This window comes from Ramlibacter sp. (genome assembly GCF_036383835.1).
GTDB lineage: Bacteria > Pseudomonadota > Gammaproteobacteria > Burkholderiales > Burkholderiaceae_C > Ramlibacter.
The window spans coordinates 23,838-37,700 of sequence record NZ_DASVNN010000117.1; the positions used below are offsets into that span (position 1 = coordinate 23,838).

The window sequence follows — 13,863 nt, forward strand, 5'->3', positions numbered from 1 at the left end:
GTGCAACCCCAGCAATCAATCCTCCGGCCGGCACAACCAGTGCGTCTTCAGCGCCTTGCGCACGCAGTGCCCGCTCGTGACCAGGTTCGCCACGTCGCTGCGCCGGAAGTGCGTCTCCTCCCAGTCCCGTGCGATCCACTCCATGGCCTCGTCCAGGTCGGTGCGGTCGCCGGTGTTCTCGTAGCGGTCCAGCAGGCGCGACGCAAGTGCCGTGCTGGCTTCGGGGTTGCCCTGCACCGCGCTCGCGCGCAGCTCGTCGATCGTCGCATCCGAAGCAGCGAGCGCGCGCACGCGTTCCGGCAGCTCGGCGTCCAGCGGATGGCCCGTGGCCGGCACGGGCGTGGCTGCCAGCAAGGCGGCGGCGCTGGCGCCGATGAGCGCCAGCAGCAGCGCATGTTCAGGAAACCTTCGCATGGTCCATCCCCTGGCTGCGGGGCTGCGGCGGCTGGTGCACGGCCGGCACCGCCGGCACCGGCACCGGCGCGGCCTGCGACGAGGACGGGAACGGGATGTCCACGGGCTGGTCACCCATCGCGATCAGCACGGCCGCGGCAATGGACAGCGGAATGACGAACCAGGCGGCGCTGATGTCGCCCGGGGACTTGCGGGGCTGCTGCTTCTTCATGGTGCTTCCTCCGGTGGGGCGCCGCTGCTGCGGCGAGTCCGGTCAATCTAGGAAGCAATGGGCCCCAGGCAAATAGCGCAAGGGCGTGCCCGGCATCGCATGAACACGCGATTGCGTTCAGGCGCGGACGGCCTCCAGGGGCACGTGCACGGTGACCCGCGTGCCCGGCTGGCCGTGCTGCACGTCGAGGCGGCCGCCGAGCTGCTCGGCCCGCACCCGCATGTTGCCGACGCCGTGGCCGCCACCCGTCCCGGCGGAGGCACCGACGCCGTTGTCGCGCACCTCCAGCTCCAGCTGCTCGCCGGCCAGCCGCAGCTGCACATCCACTGCCGTGGCCTGCGCGTGCTTGACCACGTTGGTCAGCGCCTCCTGCGCCACCCGCAGCAGCTGCAGCGCGGCGTGCGGCGACACCTGCAGGTCCTCGTCGGGCACGGCGATCTCCCAGCTCGGACGGATGCCGCATGCGAGCAACTGGTTGCGCCAGCGGAACAGGAAATTGCCCAGCGTGGAGCGGAAGTCCAGCTCCTGCGGCGCGAGGGTATCCAGCGCCATGCGCATCTCGGCGATGCAGCCGCGCAGCGCATCGGCCGTTTCCTTGGGCCCCAGTTCGCCGCGCTCCAGCCGCGACAGCGACACGAACAGCTGCGAACCCATGCCGTCGTGGATCTCGCGCATGATGCGCTGCCGCTCCTGCGCGGCCGCGTTCTCGCGCTCCAGCGCGGCCATCCGCGCGTAGTTGGCGGCCAGCTCCCGCTCGCGGTCGTCGACGCGGGATTCCAGGCTCTGGTTCATCAGCTCGATCGAATGCAGCGTGCGCACGAAGCGCGCCGTGAGCAACCCGCCCATGGCCACGAGCACGAGGTCGGCGCCGAAGTGCAGCAGGTTCACGCGGTGGATCGTCCAGGCCGCCATGAAGGGAGGATCGAGCTCCCAGTTCACGATGTAGTCGTGCATGCCCGCGAGCGCTCCGATCACCATGGCGATGGGCAGCGCCGCGGCTTCCAGCGTGCGCCGCTGCAGCAGCGACCACACCGAGACGGCGACGATGCTGCCGCCGATCGGCAGGAAGCCGGCCAGCCACCAGCGGTTGACGAAAGGCTCGCCGGCCGCGCCCTGCGCCAGCATCCACAAGGGCCCGATCAGCCAGTAGGCGAAGATGCCGCGCTCGAACCAGGGCAGCCGCACGCCGGCCATGCGCCACGCCAGCATGGTCATCGCCACGATGAAGCCGCCGGTGGACGCGTGGTAGATCGTGCGCCACGGCGTCCACCATTCGGCCGGCACCACTTCGACCACGAAGTTGAGCGTGCGCACGCCCCACAGCGTCACCGCCACGCCGAACAGGCCGTAGATCACCTCGGCGGGGCGGCGCAGCCAGATGAAGCCCACGCACAGCGCCGCCAGCAAGCACACCACGGCGGAGATCTGCGGCGTCACGCTGGTCCAGAACAGGCGGATGTCGTGCATGTGCGCGAGCGCCTCGTTGGGGCCGACCGTGACGCGCGGGAAGCGGATGGCCTGGCCCGCCCGCGGCATCGGCGCGCGCACCAGCAGTTCATTGCGCCCCGGCACCAGCAAGGCGGGCGGCAGCTGCACCAGGTGGGGGCGGATCCAGCGCACGCGCGCCCGCTCGCTCGTCTCCTGGATGCGCGATACCAGCGCGCCATTGACCCACACCTCGCCGCCGTCGTAGAGATAGGGCAGATAGGCCGCCCAGGGTTCGCCCACGCCTTGCGGATAGTCGAAGGCCATGCGGTACCAGGCCACCGAGCGCGGGGCCTCGGGCCGCGACTTGGGCCAGAGATCGGGCAGCGAGACCGGCTGCCAGGCCGCGGCGGCACCGGGCGGACGCGCGGCGTCGACGATCGCGATCTCGCCGCGCAGCACTTCCTGCACGCCGGGCGCCGCCTGCACCGCGCAGGCCAGTGTCGCCAGCAGCCAGGCGCAGGCGCAACGCAGGGCGGAGCGCCGCATCACAGCAGCCCCAGCTGCGTCGCCTCGTACACCGCCTCGCCGCGGGAATGCACCGCCAGCTTGCGGTAGATCTTGCGCACGTGCGCCACCACCGTGTGCGGCGAGATCCCCATCAGCTCGCCGATGGTGTCGAAGCTCAGGCCCTTGGCGGTCAGGCGCAGCAGCTCAGTCTCGCGATCGGTGAGCGGCGACGGCGCGGCAGGCGCCTTCGCCGCGGCGGGCGCGGGCTCCTGCACCGGCGCGACCGCGACCCGGAACCGCTGCAGCACGCGCCGCGCGATGCCCGGGCTGATCGGCGAGCCGCCCGCCTTGAGCTCGCGGATGCTGGTGACGATGCTCTCGCGCGTGGCGTCCTTCAGCAGGTAGCCGGCGGCGCCGGCCTCGATGGCGTCGATCACGTGCTGGTCGTCGTCGAACATGGTGACCACCAGGACGTCGCAGGACTTGTGGTGCTGCACCGCATGGCGGATCACCTCGACGCCGTTGCGGTCGGGAAGGCCCAGGTCCAGCAGCATCACGTCGGGCGGCTGGGCATCGAGCATGGCGATCGCGGCGCGCGCGCTGGCGGCACTGCCGGCGAGGGTGAGTTCCGGGTCGGTCAGGACGGCATTGGTGAAGCGCCGGATGAATTCCGGTTCGTCGTCGACGATGAGCACGGTGGTCGGCATCGCAACTCCCCAGGTGCGCCCGCATTCTTGCACCGGGCCCCGCCGCGGCCATCTGCCGATCGGAAGCCCCGTGCACATCCTGTCACCAGCCTTTGCACGGGCGGCGCTCCCCCTTCGCAGGGGCGACAAGGGGCGCGCGCACCATCCTGCTATCGAAATCAGGAGTACGCAATGAAGAAATCAGCCATCGTCTGCGCCGTCCTGGCGGGCACCTTCGGGATCACCGGCGTGGCGTCGGCCCAGGACTGGCGCGGCCACGGCGACGATCGCCGCCACGACCGCGCCGAGCAGCGCCAGGAACGGCGCGAGGCGCGCCAGGAGCGCCGCGACGACCGCCGCGACCGCCAGGAGCAGCGCGTCGACCGCGCCTGGCAGCAGGGTTACCGCGCCGCGCAGCCGCGCTACGTCGAGCCGCAGCGGCGTTACGCGGTCCAGCAGCCGAGCTACGTCCACACGCAGCCCGGCTACCGCAGCTACACCCCGCACTTCTACCGCGGCGGCTACCTGCCGACGCAGTACCGCGCGCACAGCTACTACGTGAACGACTGGAACGCCTATCCCGGCCTCTACGCGCCGCCGTACGGCCACCAGTGGGTACAGGTCGGCTCCGACTTCCTCCTGGTGGCGCTGGCCACCGGCCTGATCGCCAACCTGCTGGTGAACTGAGCCGGGGTCGACCGCCGAGGGCAGCCCGAGTCCGGGTCGGGCCCTCGTACCCATGGCTTGGATGCAACAGACGGCGCGATTTCCCGCCCGACGGCCCCCCAAGCAAGCCGGACGTGCTTGGCCCGTTTGCATCAGCGTGTAACACTCGGGCGCTCGACAGCAGGGGTCAGCAATGGGCATGTTCGATTTGTTCGGAAAGAAGGCGGCTGCCGGCAAGCCCCGCGATTCGCGCCCGGGCGGCAACAGCACGCAGTTCCGCCAGTCGCAGATGACCCAGGGCAGCTCCTCGGTGCACTCGGTGCGCAAGGACCTCCTGCGCGTGGCCCTGCGCGAGACCCTGACCCGCAACGGCATCCCGCCGGGCTGGGTTTCGGCCGACATGCTGCGGACCAACAGCCCGAAGCGCGAGGCCGGCATGCACGTGCGCTTCCTGATCCATCACTGGGATCCGCGCCTGATGCTGCACGGCGTGGCGCTCGAGGACGACTTCCAGCAGCGCCTGCTGATGCTCGACCCGCAGGCCCACGCCTGGCTCGCCGGCTTCTCCTGGCAGTTCGCACTGGAGGACAAGGCCGCCTGCCCGGCCCTGCCGCACCCGGGCTCCTGGATGGCCCCGCCGCAGAGCGTGTTCGATACCGGCCCCGCGTCCGTGGCGCCCGTCACCCGCCCCGCCGGCATCATCGAAGGCCCGATGTTCACCCCGCGCCCGATCGACGAAGTCCGGGCCGATCTCGAACGCCTGCTGGCCCTGCGCGACCAGGACATGAAGCGCCACGGCGATGGCGGCGACAACTTCGCGCCGACCCGCCCTGCCGGCCTCTAGCCCGTCCACGCGCTGGCGCTCGCGCGCCGCGCGCGCGCTGGCGGCGCTGGCGCTGCTGTTCGGGTCGAGCCTCGCGCTCGCGGCGCACGAGGAGGCCGAGGGCGGCGTGCTGGACCTCACCGCGCCCGGCGCGACCGCCCGCATCCATTCGCTGCGCGGCGAATGGGCCTTCGCCTGGCAGGCGTTCGTCGATCCGCAATTCGGCGGGCCGCTGACGGCGACGGCCGCGGTCGGACGCAGCTGGAACGACGTCGTCGCGGACGGCAAGACGCCCGGCCCGGACGGCTACGCCACCTACCAGCTGCAGGTGCGGTGCCCCGCGGGCGAACAGCTCGCACTGGTCGTGCCGATGCAGCGCTCGGCGATGCAGCTGTACGTCAACGGGCGCCTGGTCGTCACGCAGGGTTTTCCGGGCGCGACCGCCGACACCGCGCGGCCCACGGTGGGACGCCGCGCGGTGCTGACCGATCCCTTCCCCTGCCCGCTGCGCATCACCGCGCACGTGTCCAACTTCTCGCACCGCGCCGGCGGCTTCGTGCGGCCGCCGGTGGCCGGCCCGATCGACGAACTGGCGCGCGACTACAAGCAGCGGCTCGCCCTCGACACCATCCTGCTGGGCGCCTACCTGGTCCTGGGCATCTCGCCGGTGTTCTTCTTCCTCGCGCGCCCCAAGGAGAAGGAGCCGCTGCTGTTCGGCCTGTTCTGCCTGGCGCAGGCCGTGTACGCCGACATGACCGGCGAACGCCTGCTGCTGCAGCTGGCCGGCACCGACACGCCCTGGGAGATCTACCTCAAGCTGGAGTACCTTTCCTGGTTCGCGTCGATGGCGTTGTTCGCGGCGCTGGTCGACCGGCTCTTCCCGCGCACGCTGCGGCGCCCGGTGGTGCGCGGCTTCGTCGCGATCTGCCTGTTGCTGGTCCTGGTGGCGGCCCTCACGCCCGGGCGCGTCTACAGCCACACGGCATTCTTCGGCCAGGGCCTCGGCGTGGCGATGGGGCTGTACGTCACCGCCATGGTGGCCCGCGTCATGCGCCAGGGCCGCAAGGACGCCGGCGTGCTGCTGGCGGGCATGGCCTTCCTGCTGGCCGCGCTCGCCGCCAACCTCGTGCAGTTCCATGCCGACGTCACGCAGCGCGGCATCATCGCCTTCGGCCTGCTGGCCTTCGTGCTGTCGCCGGCGATCGTGATGCTGCGGCGGCTGGCGCGCGCGCTCACCGCGGAGGAGCGGCGCAGCGAGGAGCAGCGCGGCAAGGTGGACCTGCTGGTGCGCGCGACCCACGCCGGCATCCTGGACTGGGACTACACGCGCAACCTCACGCGCTACTCGCCGCGGCTGCTGGAGATCATGGGCCATCCGCCGGGGACCGACACCTCGGACTGGCCCGTGTTCATCGACCTGATCGACCCGCGCGACCGCGACCGCATCCAGGACGCCTTCCTGCAGCAGCTGCGCGACCGCTCGGTGCGCGGCGGCGAGATGAAGCACGCAGCGCACGAATACCGGCTGATGCGCGGCGACGGCAGCCCGGTCTGGGTGCACGCCGACGCGATCAGCCTGCGCGGCGGCGACGGCCGCACGCTGCGCTACATCTGCTCCTTCCACGACGTGACCGACCAGCGCCGGCTGGCCGAAGGCCTGCAGCGCCAGAACGAGGCGCTCGCCGAGAACGCGCGGCTGCGCGAGGACGTGGAGCGCATGTCGCGCCACGACCTGAAGACGCCGCTGAACAGCATCATCGGCGTCGCCCGCCTGCTGCGCGAGGACGCGGCGGTCCCGCCCGAACACCGCGAGCTGCTCACGATCGCGGAGCGCGCCGGCTACCGCATGCTGGAGATGGTCAACCTGTCGCTGGACCTCTCGCGCATGGAGCTGGGCACCTACGACTTCAAGCCGCAGGCGGTGAACCTGGTGGACGTGGCGCAGCGCGTGCTGCTGGACCTGCAGGGCCTGGCCGAGGCCGCGCGGGTGCGCATCCGCGTGGAGCAGCCGCAGCACGGGCCCGTGTACGCGCGCGCCGAGGAACTGCTGTGCTACTCCATCCTCGCCAACCTGGTGAAGAACGCGATCGAGGCGGCGCCGCCCGGCGGCACGGTGACGATGGCGCTCGAGGCCGGCGATCCGCTGCGCGTGCTCGTGCGCAATCCGGGACGCGTGCCGGCGACGGTGGCGAGCCGCTTCTTCGACAAGTACGCCACCGCGGGCAAGAGCGGCGGCACCGGGCTGGGCACCTACTCGGCGCGGCTGATGGCGCGCGTGCAGGAAGGCGAGCTCGAGATGGACACGGGCGATGCCGGCACCGTGCTCACGCTGACGCTGAGCGCGCTCGGCGCGGAGCCGCTGCCGCCGCCGCGCGAGGCGCAGGCCGACGTGGCCGCGCGGCCGGCGGTCAGCGCCGCCGATTTCGCGCCGCGGCGGGTGCTGCTGGTGGACGACGACGAGTACAACCGCGTGTTGCTGCTGCGCTACCTGCCCTCGCCGCCTTTCACCGTGGAAACCGCGGCCCACGGGCAGGCCGCGCTGGACGCCGTCGCGCGGCAATGGCCCGACATCGTGCTGATCGACATGGAGATGCCGGTGCTGGACGGCACCGGTGCCGTGCAGCGCATCCGCGCGCGGGAAGCGCGCGAAGGCCGGCGGGCCTGCACGATCGTGATGATGTCGTCCAACGACGATGCGGATTCGATCGCGCGCGGCCTGGCGGCCGGCAGCAACCTGTTCCTCACCAAGCCCTTCACGCGCGAGGCGCTGCTGGCAGCCCTGCACGATCTCGAGGAGCGCGGGGCGGGCCCGTCCACGCAGGTGCCGCTGGAATTGCCGCTGCCCACCCGCGCGCCGCAGCAGTCGCCGGTGCCGGCTGGCGCACCGGTGCGTGTCGACCCCGAGCTGCTGGCCGAAGTGCCGGCCTTTCTCGCATCGCGGCGGCAGATGGTGGAAGCGATGGCGGGCGCGCTGGCCGCCGGCGACCGCAAGCAGCTGCGCGGCATGGCGCACCGCGCGGCGGGTGGCCTGGCCCTGTTCGGCTTCGCCTGGGCCGCCTGGCAAAGCCGGGCGATCTCGGCCCGCGCGCCGGAAGCGGATGCGGTGGCGCTGCGGCAGGAGATCGAGCGCCTGCGCGAACACCTGGCGAGCGTGCAGGTGGTCTGAGCGCGGACCGGGCGAAAAAAAGCGGCCGGCGGCCGCTTTTGCTTTGCTAACGCCGGCGTTGGTGCTGCGGGGCGCCCGCGGCGCGGTTGGGCAGGTGGCGGAACATGATGCGCCCCTTGGTCAGGTCGTAGGGCGAGAGCTCCAGGCTCACCAGGTCGCCCGCGATGATGCGGATGTGGTTCTTGCGCATCTTGCCGCCGGTATACGCGACCAGCTCGTGCCCATTGTCGAGGATCACGCGATAGCGCGAGTCCGGCAGGATTTCGGCCACGCGGCCGTTCATCTCGATCAGTTCTTCCTTCGCCATGCAATTCCTTCTGGCACGGCCGAGGCGCCGTGAGCAGCTTGGAGGGCCGGCCGCGCCTGAAGGCGCTTCCACCCCGACTACCACATTGTAAGCCGCAGCGGGGCCGCGCGTAACAGCAGCCGGGTGTCGCGTGCCCGGGACCTAGGCCTCGCCCGCCTCGTGCACCGCGCTGGCCCGCGCGGCGTCGATCACCGCCGCCAGCCCGCCGAGCTGCGCGTGGTGCTGCGCCGCGAGTTTTTCCATGATCCGGCGGCCCTTGGCCGTGAGGTGCACTTCGACCAGGCGCCCATCGCCGGCGTTGGCTTGCCGGCGCACGAGCCCGGCCTCTTCGCAGCGCGACACCAGCGCCACGACGCCGTGCGGCGCCGTCTGCAGCCGCTCCGCCAGTTCGCCGACGCTGGCCCATTCCCGTCCTGGGAAACCCTGGGTGTGCAGCATGAGGTGGTGCTGCACGGCGGTGACACCCGCCGAGCGCGAGGCCTCCTCGCCGAAACGCAGAAATTTCCGCAGCTCGTAGCGAAACCGCGACTGCCGCTCCAGTCCCGCCTTGTCCAGCGGGCGCGTCCTGCTCTTGTCCATCGTCCCCGTCCTGCCAGACCCTGCCCGGCGGCGCCACTGTACACCCCGGCGCCGCTCGGGGTTACCTCACAACATGATGCATTTAGATCATGCCATGATATAAATCGGGCCTTTCCACGGAGACAAGATGCAATGAAGTTACGCATCCGCAGCCAGAAGGACGTGGCCGCAGGCCTGATTTACGTCCTCGCAGGCGCCGGCTTCAGCCTCGGCGCCCTCAACTACCACCTCGGCGACCCCGCCCGCATGGGGCCGGGATGGTTCCCGTTCTGGATCGGCGTCCTGCTGGTCGCGGTCGGCATCGCGACGGCGGCCACCGGACTGAGGCCCCACACCGCCGAAGACAAGCTGCAGCGGCTCGAGCTGGGCGCCCTGGCCTGGATCATCGGGTCGGTGGTGCTGTTCGGCCTGCTGCTGACGAAGGGCGGCCTCGTGCTCGCCCTCGCCGCCCTCGTGCTCGTTTCCAGCCGCGGCAGCCACGAGTTCACCTGGCGCGGGACTCTGCTCGCGCTGGTGGTGCTGATCGCCTTCAGCGTCGGCGTCTTCATCTACGGGATCAACCTGCAGATCCCGCTGTGGCCCTCCTTCATCCGCTGAGGAACGCGCATGGAACTGCTCTCCCACCTCGCACTGGGCTTCGAGACCGCCCTCAGCCTGCAAAACCTGTTCTACGCGTTCGTCGGCTGCCTGCTCGGCACGCTGATCGGCGTGCTGCCGGGCCTCGGCCCGTCGACCACCATCGCGATGCTGCTGCCAATCACGTACACGCTGCAGCCGGTGGCGGCACTGATCATGCTTGCCGGCATCTACTACGGCGCGCAGTACGGCGGCTCCACCACCGCCATCCTCGTCAACCTGCCCGGTGAGTCATCCTCGGTCGTGACCGCGATCGACGGCTACCTGAGGGCGCGCACGGGGCGCGCCGGCGCGGCCCTTGCGACCGCCGGCATCAGCTCGTTCATCGCGGGCTGCTTCGCCACCCTGGTGCTTGCCGCGTTCGCCGTTCCGATGGCGGAACTCGCCTTCAACTTCGGCCCGGCCGAATACTTCTCGCTGATGGTGCTGGGCCTCGTCGGCGCGGTGGTGCTCGCCTCGGGCTCCCTGGTCAAGGCGATCGGCATGATCCTGCTCGGCCTCGTGCTGGGCCTGGTCGGCACCGACGTCAACTCGGGCGTCGCGCGCTACTCCTTCAACATCCCGGAACTCACCGACGGCATCAACTTCGTCGGGGTGGCGATGGGCATCTTCGGCTTCGCCGAGATCATCACCAACGTGGAGCAGCGCGAGCACCGCGAGACCTTCACCAACAAGGTCACGAACCTGTTCCCGACGCGCGACGACTTCCGGCGCATGATGCCCGCCGCGCTGCGCGGCACCGCGCTGGGCACCGTGCTCGGCATCCTGCCGGGCGGCGGCGCGACGCTGTCCTCCTTCGCCGCCTACACGCTGGAGAAAAAGCTGTCGAAGCGCAACGCCGAATTCGGCCACGGCGCGATCGAAGGCGTCGCGGGACCGGAAGCGGCCAACAACGCCGGCGCGCAGACCTCCTTCGTGCCGCTGCTCACGCTGGGCATCCCGTCCAACGTGGTGATGGCGCTGATGGTGGGCGCGATGACCATCCACAACATCCAGCCCGGGCCGCAGGTGATGACCAGCAACCCGGAGCTGTTCTGGGGCCTGATCGCCTCCATGTGGGTGGGCAACGCGATGCTGATCGTGCTGAACCTGCCCCTGATCGGCCTGTGGGTGAAGCTGCTGAAGGTGCCTTACCGCTACCTGTACCCGGCGATCCTGGTGTTCTGCTGCATCGGCGTCTACTCGATCAACAACAACACCTTCGACGTCTTCATGACGGCCGGCTTCGGCGTCCTCGGCTACGTCTTCTCGCGCTGCGGAATGGAACCGGCGCCGCTGCTGCTCGGTTTCGTGCTGGGCCCGATGATGGAAGAGAACCTGCGGCGCGCGCTGCTGCTGTCTCGCGGCGAGTTCTCGACGCTGGTGACGCGCCCGCTGTCGCTCGGCCTGCTGCTCGCGACGCTGGCCCTGCTGGTGATCGTGGCGCTGCCCGCCATCAAGAAGACGAGAGAGGACGCGTTCCAGGAGGCGTAGGCATTGCCTGCGCAATTGAAAATGCGGCGCATGCGCCGCATTTTTTTTGGATGCCCCGGGCCCCCGCCTCCGCGGGGGTGACGGTTACCGGCTCGCCAGCCCGTTGATGCCGTCCACCACCATCTTGGTGCCGACGGCGATCAGCAGGATGTCGCCTGCGACCTGCACGTACTTGTGGCCGACGGGCACCGGGGGCAGGCTCACCACGATCTGCGGCGGCGCGGCCACCCACACCACGTCGGACGGCAGCGGCTGGCCGATGTTCCACTTCTTCGCCTGGCCCGGGGGCATGCAGCCGTTGTTCTTCTTCGCCAGGCCGGGCGGGCAGGACTTGCCGCCCTTGCCCGCGTTGGCGTAGTACACGTGCACGGAGTCACGATTGCGGTCGTTGAAGAACGCGCCGTTTTCCGGCTTGCGCGAGCCATGGCCGTCGGACTTCTTGGAGCCCTTGTGCTTGTGGCCATGGTCCTCGTCACCGCCGCCCTTGCCGCCGCCCGCCCACGGCGGGGGGCCCGCCAGAGCGGAAGTGGTGGTCATCAGTGCTGACATCAGCACGGCCAGCAGGCGCTGGGAGCGCATTGTTTTCATTCAGTGGTCCTCCTTGAGATTCGCATCCCCGTAGGAATAGCCGGAATCGCCCGCGCACCAGCGCAGTTGTGCCCGAACGGTCGCCGGTGGCGGCCGGGCGGTCAGACGGCGGCGAGCGCCGGCGCAACAGCGGCCTTGCCCAGGCCCAGGCGCTCGGCGGAGATGTACTGCTGCCGGTACTGCTCGAACTGCATCGTGTCCGCGGCTTCGACCGCCCTCTGGTCCTCGACGGACTGGCGGGCCACCGCTTCCAGGTGCGCGTGCAGGGTGCCGCCGTACGGCAGCTTGAGCAGCTTGGCCTTGAGCTGTTCCGACTGCGCGAGCGAGAAGGCCGAGAAGCTGTTGGAGTGGTCTCGCGCCATCGCCGCGAGCACGCGGGCGGACGACAGCATGTCGGGGTTCCCCAGCAGCGCCTCGGCGGCGCGCAGCGCATCGCCGTAGTCGCTGGTGTCGTGCACGCGATCCAGCAGCTGCGCGATCGGCGCGCACTCGGCGACGATCTCCGCGCCCCAGTCCGTGAGCTTCGCCTCGCGGCCATCGCGTTCCAGCACGAGCGCCGGGTCGCGGCCGAAGGCGGCGGTGCGGTGCTGGTTGCGGCCCAGCGCCGCGATCTCCGCCGGCGTGTCGTGCGGCGAATCGGACAGCAGGCAGTGCAGCAGGAAGATGTCGAGGAAGCGGATCGTCTGCGCCTTGATGCCGACCGGCACGAAGGGATCGAGGTCCATCAGCCGCACTTCCACGTATTCGACGCCGCGTTCGCGCAGCGCGTGCAGCGGACGCTCGCCCGGACGGATCACGCGCTTGGGGCGGATGGTGCCGTAGAACTCGTTCTCGATCTGCAGCAGGCTGGTGGCCAGCTGGTTGTACTCGCCGCCGGGATTGACGATGCCGATCGCCTCGTACGCGGGGTACGGCTTCGTGAGCGCCTCGTACAGCGAATCGGCATAGCCTTCCAGGCTGTTGTAGCTCACCGCGAGGCTCGCCTGCGCATCGCTCTGGTAGCCCAGGCGCCCCATGCGCAGCGAGGTGCCGTACGGCATGTACACGGTGCCGGGCGACAGCGTCTGCAGTTCATGCTTGCGGCCCGTCACGAAGCTGGAACACGCGGCCGGCGACGCGCCGAACAGGTACAGCAGCAGGAAGGCGTGGCGGCGGAAGTTGCGGATCAGGCCGAAGTACTGCGCATCGCTCACGCCCGGCAGCGACCAGTTGTAGTGGATGCCGGAGATCGTCTGCATGCGGCGGCCGTAGCGATGCGCCAGGCCCATGCGGTAGACGCTCTTGGCGCGGCCGACGTTCGAGGAGCCGTAGCGGCCGATCGGGATGGTCTCGTCGGCGGGCAGCGTGCAGGGCATGCTGCTCGCCCACATCAGTTCGTCGCCGAGCGCGCGGTACACGAACTGGTGCACCTGCGTGAGCTCTTCCAGGCACTGCTCCACGCTGGCGTGCACGCCGGTGATCAGTTCGAGCTGCGACTCGCTGTAGTCGGTGGTGATGTTCGGGTGCGTGAGGGCGGAGCCCAGCGCGTCGGGATGCGGCGTCGGCGCCAATGCGCCGGTGGCCGCGGCGCGAAGGCTTTCCTTCTCGATGCCGCGGCGGATGCCTTGCAGACGCGCGGGCGCCAGCGTGCTCAAGGCTTCTTGCAGGTTGCTCATGGATGTTCGTCTCGCGCCCGGGGGACTGCTCTTCTCGTTCGCGTGCGAAGTTAACACCTTTGGGGAAAACCTGCTTGGGGAGAATCAAGCATCGTCCCCCCGCTTGTGGTAGGGGCGAATCGCGCCCCGGCTGGCAGAATGGGACGGCCACCACGAGGAGAGACCGCCATGACCGTCAGCGTGCGCATCGACCTGGGCTACGAGTTCGAAGTGAAGGCGAAGTACGACGAGGTGTTCGCCGTGCTGTCGGACGTGCCGAAGTCCGTGTCGTACTTCCCCAAGGTGGAGAAGCTCACCGACCTCGGCGACGGCGTCTACCAGTGGGAGATGCAGAAGGTCGGCACGGCGCAGGTGCACATCCAGACCGTCTACGCCAGCAAATACAGCAGCGACAAGGCCAGGGGCAGCGTGAAGTGGACGCCGGTGAAGGGCGTCGGCAACGCGCTGGTCGGCGGCAGCTGGAAGATCAGCGACAACCAGGGCAAGTCCACGCAGATCGTGCTGCAGACCGACGGCACGGTGGACGTGCCGGTGCCCGGGCTGATGAAGGTGGTCGTCGAGCCGGTGGTGGCGTCGGAGTTCGAGAAACTCGTCGAGAAGTACATCGACAACCTGGTGAAGGCGTTCGGCGGGGAGGTCTGACTCGTCATCCCCGCGGAGGCGGGGAACCAGGGCTTCCTGTCTTCCAGTGCCCTGGATTCCCGCCTCCGCGGGAAGGACGACG

Annotated in this window: 14 protein-coding genes; 6 read left to right on the top strand and 8 right to left on the bottom strand. The window is 70.0% G+C overall.

Annotation, left to right across the window (positions count from 1 at the left end; genetic code table 11):
- Positions 1–15: 15 nt before the first annotated feature.
- From VF522_RS18420 to VF522_RS18435, 4 genes are all read right to left on the bottom strand, one after another.
- Positions 16–414: a hypothetical protein gene (locus VF522_RS18420; RefSeq protein ID WP_330909764.1), complete on the bottom strand. Its 399-nt coding sequence runs from the start codon at positions 412–414 to the stop codon at positions 16–18.
- Complete coding sequence (locus VF522_RS18425; RefSeq protein ID WP_330909765.1) at positions 398–625, bottom strand: hypothetical protein; 228 nt, start codon at positions 623–625, stop codon at positions 398–400. Before VF522_RS18425 ends, VF522_RS18420 begins: the two co-directional genes overlap by 17 nt.
- 117 nt (positions 626–742) lie before the next feature.
- Positions 743–2,599, bottom strand: a complete 1,857-nt coding sequence (locus tag VF522_RS18430) for a sensor histidine kinase (protein ID WP_330909766.1) — start codon at positions 2,597–2,599, stop codon at positions 743–745.
- Positions 2,599–3,267, bottom strand: a complete 669-nt coding sequence (locus VF522_RS18435; RefSeq protein WP_330909767.1) for a response regulator transcription factor — start codon at positions 3,265–3,267, stop codon at positions 2,599–2,601. Before VF522_RS18435 ends, VF522_RS18430 begins: the two co-directional genes overlap by 1 nt.
- Positions 3,268–3,438: 171 nt before the next feature.
- Between VF522_RS18435 and VF522_RS18440 the strand changes: the two genes are divergently transcribed.
- The 3 genes from VF522_RS18440 to VF522_RS18450 all read left to right on the top strand — a co-directional run bounded on the left by VF522_RS18440 (position 3,439) and on the right by VF522_RS18450 (position 7,901).
- On the top strand, positions 3,439–3,933 hold the full coding sequence (locus VF522_RS18440) for an RcnB family protein (protein WP_330909768.1): 495 nt from the start codon (positions 3,439–3,441) through the stop codon (positions 3,931–3,933).
- A 178-nt stretch (positions 3,934–4,111) separates the two neighbouring features.
- Complete coding sequence (locus VF522_RS18445) at positions 4,112–4,756, top strand: hypothetical protein (protein WP_330909769.1); 645 nt, start codon at positions 4,112–4,114, stop codon at positions 4,754–4,756.
- Positions 4,713–7,901, top strand: a complete 3,189-nt coding sequence (locus tag VF522_RS18450; protein ID WP_330909770.1) for a response regulator — start codon at positions 4,713–4,715, stop codon at positions 7,899–7,901. The genes VF522_RS18445 and VF522_RS18450 overlap by 44 nt, the downstream gene beginning before the upstream one ends.
- 46 nt (positions 7,902–7,947) lie before the next feature.
- On the opposite strand, the gene infA is transcribed toward VF522_RS18450, so the two are convergent.
- Together infA and VF522_RS18460 are read right to left on the bottom strand one after the other, a co-directional pair.
- Positions 7,948–8,208, bottom strand: coding sequence for a translation initiation factor IF-1 (infA, locus tag VF522_RS18455; RefSeq protein WP_330909771.1), 261 nt, complete (start codon positions 8,206–8,208; stop codon positions 7,948–7,950).
- A 141-nt stretch (positions 8,209–8,349) separates the two neighbouring features.
- Positions 8,350–8,787: a MarR family winged helix-turn-helix transcriptional regulator gene (locus tag VF522_RS18460; protein ID WP_330909772.1), complete on the bottom strand. Its 438-nt coding sequence runs from the start codon at positions 8,785–8,787 to the stop codon at positions 8,350–8,352.
- Positions 8,788–8,919: 132 nt separating this feature from the next.
- Here VF522_RS18460 and VF522_RS18465 point away from each other — a divergent pair, with 132 nt between their 5' ends.
- A complete protein-coding gene (locus VF522_RS18465) occupies positions 8,920–9,384 on the top strand; it encodes a tripartite tricarboxylate transporter TctB family protein (protein WP_330909773.1) in 465 nt (154 codons plus the stop codon).
- 9 nt (positions 9,385–9,393) lie between these two features.
- Complete coding sequence (locus tag VF522_RS18470) at positions 9,394–10,896, top strand: tripartite tricarboxylate transporter permease (RefSeq protein WP_330909774.1); 1,503 nt, start codon at positions 9,394–9,396, stop codon at positions 10,894–10,896.
- 84 nt (positions 10,897–10,980) lie between these two features.
- Here the strand turns inward: VF522_RS18470 and VF522_RS18475 are convergent, their stop codons facing one another.
- Both VF522_RS18475 and gshA read right to left on the bottom strand, forming a co-directional pair.
- Positions 10,981–11,484 carry a hypothetical protein gene (locus VF522_RS18475; RefSeq protein ID WP_330909775.1) on the bottom strand — a complete coding sequence of 168 codons (504 nt, stop codon included), beginning with the start codon at positions 11,482–11,484 and terminating at the stop codon, positions 10,981–10,983.
- A gap of 101 nt (positions 11,485–11,585) precedes the next feature.
- Positions 11,586–13,139: a glutamate--cysteine ligase gene (gene gshA / locus VF522_RS18480; RefSeq protein ID WP_330909776.1), complete on the bottom strand. Its 1,554-nt coding sequence runs from the start codon at positions 13,137–13,139 to the stop codon at positions 11,586–11,588.
- A 168-nt stretch (positions 13,140–13,307) separates the two neighbouring features.
- Here gshA and VF522_RS18485 point away from each other — a divergent pair, with 168 nt between their 5' ends.
- Positions 13,308–13,781, top strand: a complete 474-nt coding sequence (locus VF522_RS18485) for an SRPBCC family protein (RefSeq protein ID WP_330909777.1) — start codon at positions 13,308–13,310, stop codon at positions 13,779–13,781.
- The last annotated feature ends 82 nt before the right edge of the window (positions 13,782–13,863 follow it).